The 15,927-nt window shown below is 69.1% G+C and carries 16 protein-coding genes; 9 read left to right on the top strand and 7 right to left on the bottom strand.

Annotated features, from left to right (window positions below):
* The first annotated feature begins 1 nt into the window (after position 1).
* Positions 2 to 1,483, top strand: a complete 1,482-nt coding sequence (gene secY / locus EXE42_RS01275) for a preprotein translocase subunit SecY (protein ID WP_092919904.1) — start codon at positions 2 to 4, stop codon at positions 1,481 to 1,483.
* Positions 1,484 to 1,750: 267 nt separating this feature from the next.
* Here secY and EXE42_RS01270 read toward each other — a convergent pair whose 3' ends face one another.
* Complete coding sequence (locus EXE42_RS01270; RefSeq protein ID WP_092919905.1) at positions 1,751 to 2,584, bottom strand: hypothetical protein; 834 nt, start codon at positions 2,582 to 2,584, stop codon at positions 1,751 to 1,753.
* A gap of 192 nt (positions 2,585 to 2,776) precedes the next feature.
* On the opposite strand from EXE42_RS01270, the gene EXE42_RS01265 reads away from it, so the two are divergent.
* The 3 genes from EXE42_RS01265 (at position 2,777) to EXE42_RS01255 (ending at position 6,381) form a co-directional block, all read left to right on the top strand.
* A complete protein-coding gene (locus EXE42_RS01265; protein WP_092919906.1) occupies positions 2,777 to 3,907 on the top strand; it encodes a tRNA (guanine(26)-N(2))-dimethyltransferase in 1,131 nt (376 codons plus the stop codon).
* Positions 3,908 to 3,969: 62 nt separating this feature from the next.
* Positions 3,970 to 5,295: a YihY/virulence factor BrkB family protein gene (locus EXE42_RS01260; RefSeq protein ID WP_137705745.1), complete on the top strand. Its 1,326-nt coding sequence runs from the start codon at positions 3,970 to 3,972 to the stop codon at positions 5,293 to 5,295.
* Between the two features lie 78 nt (positions 5,296 to 5,373).
* On the top strand, positions 5,374 to 6,381 hold the full coding sequence (locus tag EXE42_RS01255; protein WP_092919908.1) for a phosphatase PAP2 family protein: 1,008 nt from the start codon (positions 5,374 to 5,376) through the stop codon (positions 6,379 to 6,381).
* Positions 6,382 to 6,417: 36 nt separating this feature from the next.
* Here EXE42_RS01255 and glnA read toward each other — a convergent pair whose 3' ends face one another.
* The gene (glnA, locus tag EXE42_RS01250; protein ID WP_137705744.1) at positions 6,418 to 7,785 is read right to left on the bottom strand and encodes a type I glutamate--ammonia ligase; all 1,368 of its coding nucleotides are present in this window, start codon (positions 7,783 to 7,785) and stop codon (positions 6,418 to 6,420) included.
* Between the two features lie 126 nt (positions 7,786 to 7,911).
* Between glnA and lrp the strand changes: the two genes are divergently transcribed.
* On the top strand, positions 7,912 to 8,370 hold the full coding sequence (lrp, locus tag EXE42_RS01245) for an HTH-type transcriptional regulator Lrp (protein ID WP_092919910.1): 459 nt from the start codon (positions 7,912 to 7,914) through the stop codon (positions 8,368 to 8,370).
* Between the two features lie 54 nt (positions 8,371 to 8,424).
* Here the strand turns inward: lrp and EXE42_RS01240 are convergent, their stop codons facing one another.
* Together EXE42_RS01240 and gap are read right to left on the bottom strand one after the other, a co-directional pair.
* Positions 8,425 to 9,651: a phosphoglycerate kinase gene (locus tag EXE42_RS01240; protein WP_137694540.1), complete on the bottom strand. Its 1,227-nt coding sequence runs from the start codon at positions 9,649 to 9,651 to the stop codon at positions 8,425 to 8,427.
* Between the two features lie 101 nt (positions 9,652 to 9,752).
* On the bottom strand, positions 9,753 to 10,805 hold the full coding sequence (gene gap, locus EXE42_RS01235) for a type I glyceraldehyde-3-phosphate dehydrogenase (RefSeq protein WP_092919912.1): 1,053 nt from the start codon (positions 10,803 to 10,805) through the stop codon (positions 9,753 to 9,755).
* 228 nt (positions 10,806 to 11,033) lie between these two features.
* Between gap and EXE42_RS01230 the strand changes: the two genes are divergently transcribed.
* Positions 11,034 to 11,414: an Hsp20/alpha crystallin family protein gene (locus EXE42_RS01230; RefSeq protein ID WP_092919913.1), complete on the top strand. Its 381-nt coding sequence runs from the start codon at positions 11,034 to 11,036 to the stop codon at positions 11,412 to 11,414.
* 39 nt (positions 11,415 to 11,453) lie between these two features.
* Here the strand turns inward: EXE42_RS01230 and EXE42_RS01225 are convergent, their stop codons facing one another.
* Both EXE42_RS01225 and eif1A read right to left on the bottom strand, forming a co-directional pair.
* Entirely contained in the window at positions 11,454 to 12,386 is a 933-nt protein-coding gene (locus tag EXE42_RS01225) for a RimK family alpha-L-glutamate ligase (RefSeq protein ID WP_137705743.1), read from the bottom strand.
* A 473-nt stretch (positions 12,387 to 12,859) separates the two neighbouring features.
* Entirely contained in the window at positions 12,860 to 13,150 is a 291-nt protein-coding gene (gene eif1A, locus EXE42_RS01220) for a translation initiation factor eIF-1A (RefSeq protein WP_092919915.1), read from the bottom strand.
* A 122-nt stretch (positions 13,151 to 13,272) separates the two neighbouring features.
* Here eif1A and EXE42_RS01215 point away from each other — a divergent pair, with 122 nt between their 5' ends.
* Both EXE42_RS01215 and EXE42_RS01210 read left to right on the top strand, forming a co-directional pair.
* On the top strand, positions 13,273 to 13,452 hold the full coding sequence (locus EXE42_RS01215) for a hypothetical protein (protein WP_092919916.1): 180 nt from the start codon (positions 13,273 to 13,275) through the stop codon (positions 13,450 to 13,452).
* 96 nt (positions 13,453 to 13,548) lie between these two features.
* A complete protein-coding gene (locus tag EXE42_RS01210; protein ID WP_092919917.1) occupies positions 13,549 to 13,794 on the top strand; it encodes a hypothetical protein in 246 nt (81 codons plus the stop codon).
* Positions 13,795 to 13,813: 19 nt separating this feature from the next.
* Here EXE42_RS01210 and EXE42_RS01205 read toward each other — a convergent pair whose 3' ends face one another.
* Positions 13,814 to 15,523 carry a cryptochrome/photolyase family protein gene (locus tag EXE42_RS01205; RefSeq protein WP_137705752.1) on the bottom strand — a complete coding sequence of 570 codons (1,710 nt, stop codon included), beginning with the start codon at positions 15,521 to 15,523 and terminating at the stop codon, positions 13,814 to 13,816.
* A 132-nt stretch (positions 15,524 to 15,655) separates the two neighbouring features.
* On the opposite strand from EXE42_RS01205, the gene EXE42_RS01200 reads away from it, so the two are divergent.
* Positions 15,656 to 15,853, top strand: coding sequence for a hypothetical protein (locus tag EXE42_RS01200; protein ID WP_092919919.1), 198 nt, complete (start codon positions 15,656 to 15,658; stop codon positions 15,851 to 15,853).
* Positions 15,854 to 15,927 lie beyond the last annotated feature (74 nt).

Genomic DNA, 15,927 nt, shown 5'->3' with positions numbered 1-15,927 from the left:
TATGAGCTGGAAGGAGGCCGCCGAACCGGTGCTCTCGCGGATGCCCGTCGTGGAGCGGCCCGCGGGACACGTCCCGTTCAGACGGAAGCTCACGTGGACGGCCGGAATCCTGATCGTCTACTTCTTCCTGACCAACATTAACCCGTTCGGGTTGGCCGTCGGTCAGGGCTCTGACTTCTTCGGGCAGTTCCGGTCGGTGCTCGCCGGGTCGTCCGGGTCGCTGTTACAGGTCGGTATCGGACCGATCGTCACGGCGTCCATCGTCCTCCAGCTGTTGGGCGGTGCGAACCTCCTCGGGCTCGACACGGAGAACGACCCGCGCGACCAGGTCCTCTATCAGGGCCTCCAGAAGCTCCTCGTCATCATCATCGCCGCCCTGACGGCGGCGCCGATGGTGTTCACCGGTAGCTTCCTTCCGGCCGACGACGCGGTCGCGAGCGCGCTCGGGATCGGCACCTTCGGCGTCCAGCTGTTGATATTCGCGCAGATATTCGTCGGCGGTATCCTCATCCTGTTCATGGACGAGATCGTGAGCAAGTGGGGGGTCGGCTCCGGCGTCGGGCTGTTCATCATCGCGTCGGTGAGCCAGCAGATCGTCGGCGGCTTCTTCAGCTTCTCCGCGCTCGGCGCGTCCGGCTTCTTCGCGAACTGGTACGGCGTCATCGTCGGTAGCGTGCCGGCGTCGATGTCGCCGTTTACCGCGGAGGGGCTCCAGAACCTACTCTTCGATCCCGGGAACATTCTGGCGCTTTTCACCACGGTGTTCATCTTCGGGATCGTCGTGTACGCGGAGTCGGTCCGCGTCGAGATCCCGCTGTCGCACGCCCGCGTGAAAGGCGCTCGCGGACGCTTCCCGGTGAAGCTCATCTACGCGTCCGTCCTGCCGATGATCCTCGTTCGCGCGCTGCAGGCGAACATCCAGTTCCTCGGTCAGATCCTCTCCTCGCAGTGGGCGGGGATGCCGGCGTTCCTGGGCGAGTACAGCGCGCAGGGCCAGCCCATCTCCGGGCTGTTCTACTACCTGAACCCCATCCAGAGCCGCAGCCAGTGGATGTGGTTCCTTGGGGAGATCCCGGCCTCGGTCGAGCCGTGGATGATCGCGGTCCGGCTCGGTGTCGACCTCACGTTCATGATCGTCGGCGGCGCCATCTTCGCGATCTTCTGGGTCGAAACCACCGGTATGGGGCCGGAGGCGACCGCGAAACAGATCCAGAACTCCGGGATGCAGATCCCCGGATTCCGCCGGAACCCGCAGGTCGTCGAGAAGGTGATGGAGCGGTACATCCCGCAGGTGACCGTCATCGGCGGCGCCCTCGTCGGGTTCCTCGCCGTGATGGCGAACCTGCTCGGCACTATCGGCGGCGTCTCCGGGACCGGGCTGCTGCTGGCCGTCTCTATCACGTACAAGCTGTACGAGGAGATCGCCGAAGAGCAGCTGATGGAGATGCATCCGATGATGCGCCAGATGTTCGGGAACGAGTAACGAACATCGACGCCCCTTTCAATTCTTTTTCGACCCTGAGCGACCGCTCCGTCCTCTGTTGGCTCCCATCTGGGGGTGGTCGCAGTGACCGACCCGGACGACCTCTTCAGGCAGCTCGACGAGGCCGAGGCGGTCACCGACGATCGGCCTCAGTCGATCCAGCCATCGGCTGAGCAGACGGAAGCCGACGGTCTCCGGCCGAGTGCGGATACGCCACTCGACGCAACTGCGTCTACAGAGGGAACGAGGCGAGCGCTCCGAAGCGGTTCACGACTCCCGTCCGTCCGCGCCGTTGCCCTGCCCCGTAACGGTTTCTTCGACCTTTTCGTCTACTTTCTCGTCGACCGCCTCCTCCACCGTCTCGCTGACCGTCTCCTCAACTTTCTCGCCGACTGTCTCCTCAACCGTCTCTTCCACTTTCTCGCCGACTGTCTCCTCGACCGTCTCTTCCACCGTCTCCTCGACCGTCTCTTCCACTTTCTCGCCGACTGTCTTCTCGACGGTCTCCTCCACGGTCTTCTCGACCGTCTCGCCGACTGTCTCCTCCACGGTCTCCTCGACGGTTTCACCGACTTTTTCCTCGACGGTTTCTCCGACTTTTTCCTCAACGGTTTCACCGACTTTTTCCTCAACGGTCTTCTCGACCGTCTCGCCGACGGTCTCCTCGACTTTCCCCGTTACCTCTTCGCTGACGGTGTTGCTGACGTCGTCGGCGACCCCGCTGACCTCCTTGTTGACGGTCTCGCCGACGCTCTTTTCGACTTCCTTGCTCACCTGCTCGCCGACGGTTTCCTCGACGGTCTTCTCGACCTCCTTGCTGACCGTTTCGCCGACGCTCTTTTCCACCTCTTTGTCGACGGTCTCGCCGACGCTCTCCTCGACCTGTTTGCCGACCTGGTCTGCGACCTCGCGGGTCATCCAGTCCGGGTCGAACCGCGCCATCTTCCAGACGACGTGGACCACGTAGGAGGCGAACACGCCGACCCCGAACGCAATCCCCACGTTACTCACTTGAAGCGTCGCGATGAGCACGATCGAGAGCGCGATCAGTGCGCCGTACGCGATGTCGGTGGCTCCGTCGATCCGCGCCGGACTCACCATCGTCGTCCCTCCGTCTCGGCGTCGGCCGCGTCACGTCGCTGTTGCGTGGCTTCTCCGTTCATACTTTTATATCGGGCTCGCGGCGTAAAAGCCTCTCATTGTCGTCGCCGTCGACGGCCGCGCTCGACCGTGTCTCGGTTCGTCGGTGTTCGGGAGCGAGGCCCTTTTAGTTCGGATAGCCGAATCGGCGGTATGGACATCGAGGAGGGCGGACTCACCGTCTCCGTCCCGGAGGCCCGCGACGGCGCCAGCGAGGGCACCGGCGGCGGCGTCTTCTTCAACCCGACCCAGGAGCTGAACCGCGACGTGACGGTCGCGACGCTGCGCGCCTACCGCGACCGCGAGCCGCGCGCGGCCTCGTACCTCGACGCGATGGCGGCCTCGGGGATCCGGGGCGTCCGCGCCGCCGCGGAGGGGTATCAGGTCACCTGCGCCGACGTCGACGCGGACGCGGTCGAGCTCGCCGCTTCGAACCTCGACGCCAACGGCCTCGACGGCGAGGCGGTCCACCGCGACGTCAACGCCCTGCTGTACGACGAGGGGCCGTTCGACGTGGTCGATCTCGACCCGTACGGCACGCCGATCCCCTTCGCGGACGCGGCGTTCGCGAACGGCCGAAACCTGGTCTGCGTCACCGCCACCGACACCGCGCCGCTGTGTGGCGCCCACCTCAACAGCGGGATCCGGAAGTACGGCGCGGTCCCACGCAACACGGATTACCACCCGGAGATGGGGCTTCGAACGCTGATCTCGGCGCTCGTCCGGACCGCCGCGCGCTACGACAAGGCGGCGACGCCGATCCTCTCGCACGTCTCCCGTCACTACGCGCGGACCTACCTCGAACTGGAGTCGGGCGCCCGCGCGGCCGACGACTGCCTCGAGGCCGTAGGCCACGTCGACGGCTGCGAGGACTGCCTCTGGCGCGCGGCGACGCGCGGGCACATCGCCGACCCGGTCGACGCCTGCCCGGAGTGCGGGAGCGACCGCGTCCTCACGGCGGGCCCGATCTGGCTCGGTCCGATCGCGGACCCCGACTTCGCGCGCGCGGTCCGCCGCGAGGTGACGGACGACATGGGCGAGGCGAAGCGCGCCCGCAAGCTGCTCGGGACCGTCGCGCGCGAACTCGACACGCCGACGCACTACGACCAACACCGCCTGTACAAGGAGTGGGGCGAGCCCGCGATCGGGATGGACGAGTTCGTCGAGCGCCTGCGCGGCGCCGGTCACGAGGCCAGCCGCGCGCACTACCGCGGGACCGCGGTGAAGAGCACGGCGTCGGTCCCCGAGATGCGCGAGGCGGTCCTCGGCGACGACGCGAGCTGAGGGCGTTTCCTTCCGTCTCCGTACCCGACCGGTTTTTGCCCTCATCGACCGAACCGCGGAGCGTGCTCCGACACTCGCGTTCCGCGTTCGGCACGGTTCGGCGCGTCGTAGACCTCGCGATCGACCGACAGGTGACGTTTCTCGCCGCCGCCATCGCCTACTACGCGTTCGTTTCGCTCGTCCCCGCGCTCCTGCTGCTCGTCGTCGTCGCGACCGCCGTCTTCGGCGAGACGATCGCCGCCGAGCTGGTCGCGTCGACCGGGGAGTTCCTCACGCCGGTCGGCGAGGAGGCGGTCGTCGCCGCGGTCTCCTCGGCCGGCGGCCGGACCGGCGCGAGCCTGCTCGGCCTCGGCGTGCTGCTCTGGTCGACGCTGAAGGTGTTCCGCGGGCTCGACACCGCCTTCGTCTCCCTGTACGGCGGCGACGAGACGCCCGGATTCCTCAGGCAGGTCGCCGACGCCGCGTCCGTCGTCGTCGCCGTCGGCGTCGGTATCGGCGTGATGGTCGTCGTCGGCGCGTTCGTCGCGGCCGCGGACGCGGTCCCGCTGGTCGAGACGGCGAGCGTCCTCGCGTTGCCCGCGTTCCTCGCCGCGGTCTTCCTCCCCATGTACTACCTCCTCCCGCAGCCGACGCTCACCGTCCGCGATGCCCTCCCGGGCGCGGTGTTCGCGGCGGTCTGCTGGACGCTGCTCCAGGCGGGGTTTCAGGTGTACGCCGCGGGCGCCGCGCAGTATCAGGTGTACGGCGTCATCGGCGGGATCTTGCTCCTGGTCACGTGGCTGTACCTCGCGGCCGTCGTCGTCGTCCTCGGCGGCGTCGTCAACGTGGTGTTCGCGGGACGGGTCGACGCTCCCGACGACGGCGCCGACGACACTCGGGACGGGGGAAGCGCCGGCGTGGTCGGTTCCCGGGACGACGCCGCAGACCGGCAGTTACAACAGGACCGCGGCCGACCCACGGGTATGAACGGCGAGTCGGACCGCGACGAGGGGGACGACGAACGGCCGCGGGGCGCGCCGGACGTCGCCGCCCTCGAAGCGGAGGTCCGGGAGCTGCGGTCACAGCTCGAGGAGTTCGAAGGCGACGTGGAACGCCGCACGGTCGACAAGCCGGAGGTCGAGTCGGAGCTGAAGCGGTACGTCCGATCGCGGATGCGCCGCGGCCACGCCCGCGGCTGGGGGCCGTACCTCGTGCTGCTGTACGGGACCGTGCTGACGCTCGCCGCGCTGACCTCGCTCGACGGGATCTACGCGGTCGGCGCCATCGTCGTCCTCGGGCTGTCGACGCTCGGCCTGTACACGATCTTCGTCGTCGTCGGCATCGGCCTCAACCTGATCGAGACGCCCGGCAAGGCGCTCGACTACGCCCGCCGCCGCGGCGATGACTAACGCGGCGACCTCCGCGTCGGCACCGCTCGGACCGACGGGAACCTCCGCGCCGGCGACGGCTCCCGAGGCGGTCGACGCGTGACCGGGCTCGTCGGCGCCGAGCGCGGCCTCGGCGAGACCGCGTTCGTCGACGCGCTCCCGGAGTTCGTCGTCGTCCTCTTCGCGGCCGTCACCCACCTCGCGGACCCCTGGTTCCTCTTCGGGCTGCTCGCGGTCGGCTACTGGTTCGCGAGCGAGGGCGCCGCGGGGTCGCCGCGCCGCGCCGGCGCGACGGCGGTCGCGGCCGTCACCTGCGCGTACGCCGCGACGGCGCTCGGCAAGGCGTGGTTCGCGGTCCCACGCCCGCCCGGCGCGATGCCCCCCGCCGACGTCCCGGCGTGGCTCCCCGCGCTCCTGACGGGGTGGTACGAGGCGCAGGTGCTCTCGGACGGCTTCGGCTTCCCGAGCGGCCACGCGACCGGCGGCGCGGCGGCGTACCTCGCGCTGGCGCTGCTGTACGACCGGTTCTGGACCGACCGCGCCCGCTACCTCGCGGCCGGAGCGGTCGCCGTCGCCGTCGCGGTCTCGCGGGTCGTCATCCAGGTCCACTACCTCGTCGACGTGTTCGCGGGGCTGATCGTTGGCGGCGGCGTCGTGGTCGGCGCGCTGTGGCTCGCGGGCGATCCGCGAGTTCGGCGGTCAGCGGTCTCGGAGTCGGCGGCCTCGGACCCGGCGTCCGATCCGACCGCCGAACTGAACCCCGAGCCGGCGTTCCTGTTCGCGGCCGTCGTCTCGGCCGGCGCGCTGGCCGTCGCCGTCGCGGGCGGGCACACCGGCGAGGTCGTCGAGGCGGGGATCGGGATCGCCACCGGCGCCGGCGGCGCGGTCGGCTGGCGGCTCGTCGACGGCGACGAGCCGGCGGTCCCCGTCCGAATCGCGGTCCCCGCGCTCGCGGTCACCGGCGGGCTCTGGGTCGGCGCGTACGCGCTCGCGGGAACGCTTCCGGTGACGCTGGTCGCGACGACCGCCGCCGTCGTCGCCGTCGTCGCGCTGCCGGCGCTGGCGGAACGGGTCCAGCCGGCGCTCGGCGGGTCGCGCGGCGCGTAAAAAAAGCGGTCGCGGACCGTCCGCCTCGGGCCGGACTCAGAACGTCTCCAGGTAGCGGTCCTCCTCCCACTGCGACACCTGGGTGAGGTACTCGCTGAACTCCTGGGACTTCGCCTCGGGGAACTTCTCCGAGACGTGCGGCCCGAGCGCGCCGGAGATGACCTCGTCCGCCTCCAGCTCTTCGACCGCGGCGCCGAGGTTCGGCGGCAGCGTCTCGATGCCGTACTCCTCGCGCTTCTCGTCGTCGAACTCGTAGATGTCCTCCTGGACCGGGTCGCCGGGGTCGGCGTCCGTCTCGATCCCGTGGAGCCCGGCGGCGATGAGCGCCGCGTAGGCGAGGTAGGGGTTACAGGACGGGTCGGGGCTGCGGACCTCGAAGCGCGCGGAGACGCCCGCGGCGTCGGGAACGCGAACGAGCGCCGAGCGGTTCGTGTCGGACCACGCGACGTAGATCGGCGCCTCGTAGCCGGGAACGAGGCGCTTGTAGGAGTTCACCGTCGGGTTGGTAACGGCCGTGAACGCCTCCGCGTGATTCAGGACGCCGCCCATGAACTGGTAGGCGGTCTCGCTCAGGTTGAACTCGTCCGAGTCGTCGGCGAAGGCGTTGTTCCCGTCCTCGTCGAACAGCGAGATGTGGCTGTGCATCCCCGAGCCGTTTATCTCGGCGATCGGCTTGGGCATGAACGTCGCGTGGAGGTCGTGCTGCTCGGCGACCGCGCGGACGACGGCGCGGAACGTGGCGATGTTGTCCGCCGTGCCGAGCGCGTCGTCGTACTTGAAATTGATCTCGTGTTGGCCCTCGGCGACCTCGTGGTGCGAGGCCTCGATCTCGAAGCCCATCTCCTCGAGGGTGAAGATGATCTCCTTGCGCACGTCGGACGCGAGGTCCTTCGGCGCGAGATCGAAGTAGCCGCCGTTGTCGTGCGGGATGGTGGTCGCGTTGCCCTCGTCGTCCTTCTCGAACAGGAAGAACTCCGGTTCCGGACCGACCGAAACGGAGTAGCCCATCTCTTCGGCGTCATCGAGGACGCTTTTCAAGACCTGGCGCGGACCGCCGATGAACGGCTCGCCGTCGGTGTCGACGATGTCACAGATGAGCCGCGCCGCACCGGAGTCACCGTCGTTACGCCACGGGAGCACCGCGAACGTGTCGGGATCGGGGACGAGCCGCATGTCCGACTCCTGGATGCGCACGAACCCCTCGATGGAGGAGCCGTCGAAGTAGATGCCCTCGGTGAACGCCTTCTCCGCTTGGTGGGCGGGGACGGAGACGTTCTTCACGACGCCGAGGATGTCGGTGAACTGGAGCCGCAGGAAATCGACGTTCTGCTCTTCGATCTCGTCGAGTACCGCCTGTTCCTCGGCCGTGAGGCCGCCGTCCGGTTTCGTGTGTTCGTCCGTCATGTTCTGGACGCTTCATTCGTTATCTGCCAGTATAAAGGCCTTATCGCTTGGCGCATGAACCGCCGGACGGGGAAAACTGCTGGACGTTCGTAAAATTCTAAAGCCCCGAAAGCGTGGTTAGGTGTGATGACGTACGAAAACCTCGACGCGAAGCTCATCAACTCCTTGCTCAGCAACGGACGCGCGAGCCTCCGAAGTCTCGGCGACGAACTCGACGTCTCGGTGACGACGGTTTCGAACCACCTCCGCGATCTCGAAGAAGGCGGCGTGATAGACGGGTACACCCCCGTCGTCGACTACGACAAGCTCGGCTACGACGTGACGGCCGTGCTCCAGCTCAAGGTCGAGGGGAGCGCCCTGCCGGACGTCACCGAGAAGCTCCGTCAGGAGAAACAGATGGTGAGCGTCTACGAGGTCACGGGCGACTACGACGTGATCGCCATCGGGAAGTTCACCGACACGGACGGGATGAACGACCAAATCAAATCGATCCTCACGGACGCGGATATCCGCGAGTCGAACACGAGCGTCGTCCTGAACGCGGTCACGGAGAACGAGCAGTTCGACCTCGACGTCGAGGAGTAGGACCTGTCACTCTCGGCCGCTCGGATCCGGTCGCCGCCGCTCAGATCCCCCGCTCTACCGCCGCCGCTCCGCCGCCGCCGTCAGGACCTCTACCGCCGGGAGCGGCTCGCCAGTCAGCGCGCGGATGTACGCGCCGCCCGCGATGGAGACGTGCGAGAAGTCGTCCTCATCGAGCCCGTACATCTCGATCGCCCGCGAGGTGTCGCCGCCGCCGACCACCGAAAAGCAGTCGGTCTCCGCGATGGCCTCTAAGACGCCCACGGTGCCGTCCGCGAACCGCTCGTCCTCGAAGACGCCGAGCGCGCCCTTCACGAAGACCGCGTCGGACTCGCGGATCGCCGGCTCGTAGTCGGCGACCGTCGCCGAGCCGACGTCGAGGTACCCCGTCTCCTTTTCCTCGATGGCGTCGACGGCGACCTCCGCGCGGGCGCCGTCTTCCCCCTCGTACGCGAGGTCGGTCGCGAGCCGGATCGCGTCCCCCCGCTCGTCGAGGACCGACTCGATCAGCTCGCGGTTCGCCGCCCACTGCTCGTCGAACAGGTCCATTCCCTCCAAGTCGTGACCGACCGGGTGGCCCGCGGCGCGCAGGAACAGTTCGCCCGCGACGCCGCCGAGGAGGAAGCGGTCGACGCGGTCGTCGAGGGCGTCCATCACGCCGATCACGTCGGTCGCCTTGGTGCCGCCGACGACCATGGTGACGGGGCCGTCGAACTCGCGGGTCGCGATGGCGGTGTTCGCCTCGTACTCCGTCTCCATCACGCGGCCCGCGTACGCGGGAAGGACGATCGGGAAGCCGACGAGCGAGGCGTGCTTCCGGTGTGCCGCCGAGTAGGCGTCGTTGACGTACGCGTCGAAGCGCGGCGCCAACGCCCGAACGAACTCGGTCTCGGCCTTCGCCTCCGGCGACTCCTCCGGGAGTTCGTCGTCGCACATCCGGGTGTTCTCCAACAGGAGGACCTCGCCCGCGCCGAGCGCGTCGACGGCCGCCAGCGCCTCGTCGCCGTACGTGTCGGCCACGAACGCCACGTCGCGGCCGACGTGGCCGGCGAGGATCTCGGCGTGGCCGGCGAGCGACGTGAAGTCGTCGCGGCCGGGTCGCCCCTGGTGAGCCAGCAGCGCGACGCGGTGACCGGCGTCTGCCAGTTCGCGAACGGTCTCCGCGTGACGCTCGAAGCGGCGGTTGTCCTGCGGTTCGCCGTTCTCGATCGGGGAGTTGAGGTCCAGTCGGACGAGGACGCGCGAGTCGGCCGGGAGGTCGTCGATGGTGTCGAACGTGGGCATGAGTGAGTGGTCGTCGATGAGATAGTTAAGCGGTGGCGCTCCGGGGGAACGTTGCCGCCGGGGGTCTGGTCCGGCGTCGTCCGTCGGTCGCGGTCAGGCGTTCAGGCTTCGTCGTGAACGTACGCGGCGGTGTCGAGCATCCGGTTCGAGAAGCCGTACTCGTTGTCGTACCAGGTGAGGATCTTCAGCAGCTTCCCGCCGGCGATGACGTTCGTCGACCGGAGGTCGACGTAGCTGGAGAACGGAAGTCCGACGATGTCCGAGGAGACGACCTCCTCGTCGGTATAGCCGAGCACGCCCGCGAGCGGACCGGAGTCGGCGGCGTCGCGGAAGGCGGCGTTGACTTCCTCCTCGGTGACGTCCTCGTCGAGGCTGACGACGAACTCGGTGATGGAGCCGGTCGGGACCGGCACGCGCATCGCCATCCCGTCGATTTTCCCCTCCAGCTGCGGGAGGACCTCCTGGGCGGCGCCCGCGGCGCCGGTGGAGGTGGGGACGATGTTCTCGGCGGCCGCGCGGCCGCGGCGGCGCTTGCTCATCGGGCCGTCGATGAGGCTCTGGGAGCCGGTGTACGCGTGGACGGTCGTGAGGGTACCGGCGTCGATGCCGAACTCGGCGTCGAGCACCTTCGCGACCGGCGTGATGGAGTTCGTCGTACAGGAGGCGTTCGAGATCACGTCGTCGCCCTCGTACTCGTCGTGGTTGACGCCGTAGACGAGCTGTTTGACCGGCTTCTCGCCCTTCGGGGGCGCCGAGATGATCACGGTGTCCGCGCCGCCGTCGAGGTGCGCGCTCGCGTCGTCGCGGGTGCGGAAGATGCCCGTACACTCCAAGGCGACGTCGACGTCGAGTTCGTCCCACGGGAGGTCGGCGGGATCCTGAACGTTGAACAGGGGAACGGCGGTGCCGCCGATCGTTAGCTCTTCGCCGTCGCGCTCGACGCCGTCGAGCCGGCCCATGACGGTGTCGTACTTCGCGAGGTACCCCATGTCGTCGAAGTCCATCACGTCGTTGATGCCGACGAGTTCGATCCGCGGGCTCTCCAGCACCGCGCGGAACACGTTGCGCCCGATGCGCCCGAAGCCGTTGAGCCCCACCCGCACGACCTCGTCGTCGCTCACGTCGTCGCCGGCGGCCAGATACGATTTACTCATATTCGAAAAAGGCGAGCCCCAACTACTTAAATCCGGCTCAGTCGCCGCGAGATAGTCATAATCGTTCGAATTTGTTACGGGCGGTGTCGTCGAGCGCGGGCGGTTCCGAGTCGAGTTCGGGCGGTCGCCGTCTCGCACCGCCGTTCGTCGTCCCCGCGGCGCTGGGGGATACCGGCCGATACGGGGACCGACAGAAGGCTTATCGGGATCACCGACCTCACGGGAGGTATGGACAGAGACGACCGCGACGATCCGTTCGGAGACTTCTTCGAGGAGATCGAGCGGATGATGAACGAGATGGCCACCGGCGACGCCCCGTCGGCCGACGACGCGGGATTCGGCTCCGACACCCACGTCGACGCGTACACCACCGAGGAGTCGGTGCGCCTCGTCGCCGATCTCCCCGCCGTCTCGAAGGACGACCTCTCGCTGCGCTGCGACGGCGACGCGCTCACCATCTCCGCGGTCTCCGACCGGCGCGAGTACGACGAGACGGTCGACCTCCCCGCGCCCGTCGACGAGCGCTCCGCGGACGCGACGTTCAACAACGGCGTCCTCGAGGTCACGTTCGACCGCGCAGACGACAGCGCGTCGATCGATCTGGCCTGAGTCCGCAGGCCGGTCTCGGCCCCCTCCCGGTTCCTCTCCTCATTCCCCCTCGTCGGTTCGCCGGATCAGCCCCGCGAGCCGGTCGTAGAAGTCGTCCTCGTACTTCGTCGCGGCGTCGACGGTCGGCCGGGCGTTCGTCTCGTTGACGACGAGTCGGTCGCCCGTCGCGAGCAGATCGACGCCGAGGTAGTCGATACCGAGCGCCTCGGCCGCGCGCTCCGCCAGGTCGCGAGCCTCGGGGTCGAGGTCGACGCCGCGGGCCGTCGCGCCGCGGTGGACGTTGTGTTTCCACCGCCCGGCTTCAAGCGCCTCGGCGTCGAGTTCGCGTTCCACCGCCCCGGCGTACGCGCCGTCGACGACCATCGCGCGGTAGTCGCGTGCGTCCGACAGGAACTCCTGGATGAGGAACGACTTGTCGCCGGTGGCGCGGTAGTCGTGGATCAGGTTCAGGTAGTCGACGACGCCCAGGAGCGAGTCGAGGTCGGTCGCGGTCGCGACGCCGACGCCGCGGGTCGCGGAGTTCGGCTTCACGACGACGGGGTACGAGAACCCCTCGGCGGCGTCGACGACCACCGACTCGTCGACGGGGTTCGAGACGAGCGTCGTCTTCGGCGTCGGCAGGCCCGCCGCCGACAGTCTCGCCAGCACCCCCGCCTTGTTCCGCGAGGCGACGACTGCGTCGCGGCCGTTCACCCACGGGACGCCGAGGCGCTCGTCGACCACCGCGCCCTCCATCAGGCGGGTGGGGTAGACGAGACCGACGTCGAAGCCGGCGAACTCGTCCGGGTCGGCCGCGGGCGAGTCCGGTCCCGATCCGGGCGACTCCGGTCCCGATCCGGGCGACTCCCCGCCCGAGACGCGCAGCGCCCGCTCTTTCGCCCGGACGTGGCCGACGTCGATGCCGCGGTCCCCGAGCGGCCCGCGCACGCGTTCGAACGTCTCAGCGTCGGTGGTCATCGCGAGCCGGAGCATACGCTCGCTGGGGCCCGTTCGGACTTAAAAACCGCGTGGGCGGTTGACGACGGCGACACCAACGCGACACGAGACGCCGTGGCGCGTGCCTGCGAGCGGCCGCCTCCGGCGGCCGCGAGACAGCACGCGCGAGGGAGTCGCCGGCTCCCGAAGCGAAGCGGAGGGTGCCGGCGACGAGGCTGGGGAGGCGTGAGGTGCTGTGCGGTGCCGTGCGAGGCGGGACTCAAAGGGGCAGTCGCCGGCGGCTTCGCCGCCGGCTGCCCGTGGCGCGTCGCGCCACGCTGCCGCGAGGACGAAGACGGGCGACGTAAGGACCGCAGGAGCGAACGTAGTGAGCGACGAGGACCGCAGCGAGCCCATCGAGCCCTCGCGGCTGGGGCTTTGGCAGTGTTCACCACCGATCCGCGGCCGGTTATTTATTTATAAATGGTCCGACACCCGAAGGATTCAATCGCCAACTCACTCTCGACGACTTACTGTAAGTGGCCTTCCTCGCGAAGCTGCTCCGCCTCGCTCTTCTCGTAGCGCCACGAGATGTCGGCCTTCTCGTCCTGCCAGTCCCACGGCTCGACGAGGACGATGTCGTCTTCGCGGATCCACACGCGCTTTTGCATCCGACCGGGAATGCGAGCGGTCCGCTGTTTCCCGTCCGCACAGCGGACCTTGACGCGGTTCGCGCCGAGCATCTCGAGGACCTCCGCGAACACCTCGTCGTCGTCGGGCATCCGGAGGTCGTTCCGACCGCCGCCGTCTCCGTTGCTCATGCGTACGCGGTGATACGCGCTCCCGAAAATAAAAGGGCCGCTCTCAGTCGGGGTGCCCCGCGTCGCCGGCGGCCCGCGGCGCATCCGCCCCTTTTAACCACGACCGACGACCACCCGACGACATGCGTGACACGCTCGGACTCGAAGGCATCGCCGGCCTCCTCGCCGTCGTCGCCGCCGTCGGTATCATCGCCGTTCGCGACCCCGTCATCGCCGGCGCCGTGATGGTGCTCCTCGCCGGCCTCGCGCTGATCGCGAAGGGGCTCGTCGACACCGCCATGCGGTCGTTCGGACTGAAGTGACCGGGCGCGACCCGAGCGCCCTCGCCGTCGTCGGCGCCCGCTCGACGTTCACCGTTCTCCCGAAAGAGTCATAATCGCCGGCCGTTCCCCTCGAGTATGGTCGAAGTACCCGCCGTCGCAGTCGAACTCGTGGAACTCCTCGCCGTCACCCTCGGGGCCGGCGCGGCCGCCGCGGTCGGCGTCGTCCTCGAACGCTTCGGACTCTCCGCGGTCTCGGGCGGCGACCTCGTCCTCGGCGCCTGGGCCGTCGGCATGGGGCTGCTCGCGCTGTACGTCGGGGTCGTCGGGCTGGGCTACGAGCAGGCGCTCCCGCGGCTGCGCCGACTCGCGAGCGGCGAGTAGGACGGGGAGCCCCCGACCCTTACAGCTCTCCCTCGGCCGCTCGTTCGCGCACCCGGGCCGCGCGCTCGCGGATCGCCCTCCACTCCTCGTCGTCTTTCCCGTCGACGTGCGAGTACATCAGCCCCATCCGCCCGGTGCCCCGCAGCGTCTTCTCGTTCTCCTTTAAGAAGTCCCAGTAGAGCGCGTTGAACGGGCAGGCGCCCTCGCCGGTCGTCCGCGAGACGGCGTACCGGCAGTCCGCGCAGTGGTCGCTCATCCGGTTGACGTAGCTCCCCGAGGAGGCGTACGGCTTCGAGGAGAGCACGTCGGTGCCGAACGACCCCATCGCGACGACGTTCGGCGTCGTCACCCAGTGGTACGCGTCGACGAAGCCGAGGTGGAACCACTCGTTCAGCTCGGCCGGGTCGGCGCCATACACTAACGCGAAGTTCGACAACACCATCAGCCGCTCGATGTGGTGAGCGTAGCCGTACTCGCGGACGTGGCCGACCGCCTCCGAGAGACACCGCATGTCGGTGTCGCCGTCCCAGTAGGCGGGCGGCAGGTCCCGCGACTGCGCCAACTGATTCGCGTCGGCCAGCTCGGGCATCGCCTCGCGGTAGACGTGGCGCACGAACTCCCGCCAGCCGATCACCTGCCTGACGAACCCCTCCGCGGCGTTCAGCGGGACTGGGGCGGGATCCGCCGCCGCTTCCGCCCTCGCCTCGCCGCCCCCGTCGCCGCCGAACTCGTCGAGCGAGGTCGCCTCCGCACCCGCGCCGACCTCGCCGTGCTCGGCGGGGTCGTACCCGCCCGGCTCGACCCCGCGCTCCGCGTAGGCGCGTTCGACCGCCCGGACGGGCTCGCGCGGGTCGAGCAGCCCGAGGTTGATCGCGGGCGAGAGCAGCGAGTGCGACAGGAACGGCTCGCCGCCGACCATCGCGTCCTGGTACCGGCCGAACGCGGGGAGCCCCTCGCGGACGAATTGCTCGAGCGACTCGCGCGCCTCCTCGCGCGTGACCGGCCACGCGAACCCGTCGAGCGAGTCGCTCCCCCACGTGTCGAACCGCTCGCGGACCCAGGCGTGCGTCTCGCGCGTCAGCGCGTCCGGCTCGAACGTCGGCCGCCCGGGCGGTTCCCAGTCGTCCGGCGGCGTCTCCTGGTTCAGATCGTCGTAGTTCCACTCCCCGCCGACCGGCTCGCCGTCGTCCATCAACACGCCCGTCTCGCGGCGGACGTGGCGGTACCAGTGTTCCTGTCGGTAGGTGCGCTCGGCGGCGTCGTCCGGACCGATCTCCGTCTCCTCCTCGCCGGCCCACGCGCGCCAGTCGGTCGGGGTCGTCCAGAACAGTTCGTTGTCGACGAGTTCGAGGCTCCCGCCGCGCTCGGCGACGAGCTCCCGGAGCCGCTTGCCTGTGCCGTGGCTCGCCGGGCGCATGAGTCGCAGGCGCGGCCCCTCGTCGTCGCTGTCGCCGTCGTCCCCCTGCCTCCCGCGTTCCGCGAGGAACTCGTCGAGCCCTTCGCCGAACGACTCGGCCCGCAGGTACGTCACGTCGTGGCCCCGCTCGCGAAGTTCGTCGCGGAAGTGCCGCATCGCCGAGAACACGAGCGTCAGCTTGTGGGCGTGGTACGGCTTCCGGTCGGCGAAGCCGTGCGCCTCGATCAGCAGCACGTCGTCGGCGTCGTCGAGGACGTCGAGGTCGGGGTTGAGCTGGTCGCCGAGCAGCCAGCAAGTGGTCCGGTCGCTCACGTCCCGAATCAGGGGTGCGAGCGCCATAGCTCCGGCGGCGCCCCGCGCGGCCGCGGCCCCGACCGCCGCCGCTCTCCCGCGCGTCGCTGCCGCATCCGCGGCTTTTTGTCGCCCCCGCGTGACGGGCGAGCCATGGACGACATTCTCACGAACTGGCTGCTCGGCCTGATCGCCGCCCTCCTCGCAGTGCTGGTACTCGACTCGACCGGCGAGCCCTTCCTCGCCCCGCTCGCGCCGGTCGCGAACGTGCTCGCGCTCGTCACCTTCCTCGCGTTCGTCATCCTCACCGGGGCGTTCCTCGTGTACACGGCGTCGTTCCGGGACCTGTGACCCTCCCGGTCCGAGACGTCCACCCCCGCGATCCCCGCCGCCGCGCGTAGCTTTTTGTCCCGCCTCGAACTGGT

The sequence above is a fragment of the Halorubrum sp. SP3 genome (assembly GCF_005435195.1).
Lineage (GTDB): Archaea > Halobacteriota > Halobacteria > Halobacteriales > Haloferacaceae > Halorubrum > Halorubrum sodomense.
Note: the sequence above shows the minus strand (reverse complement) of the source record. Positions and strands in the feature narration are given on the sequence as shown.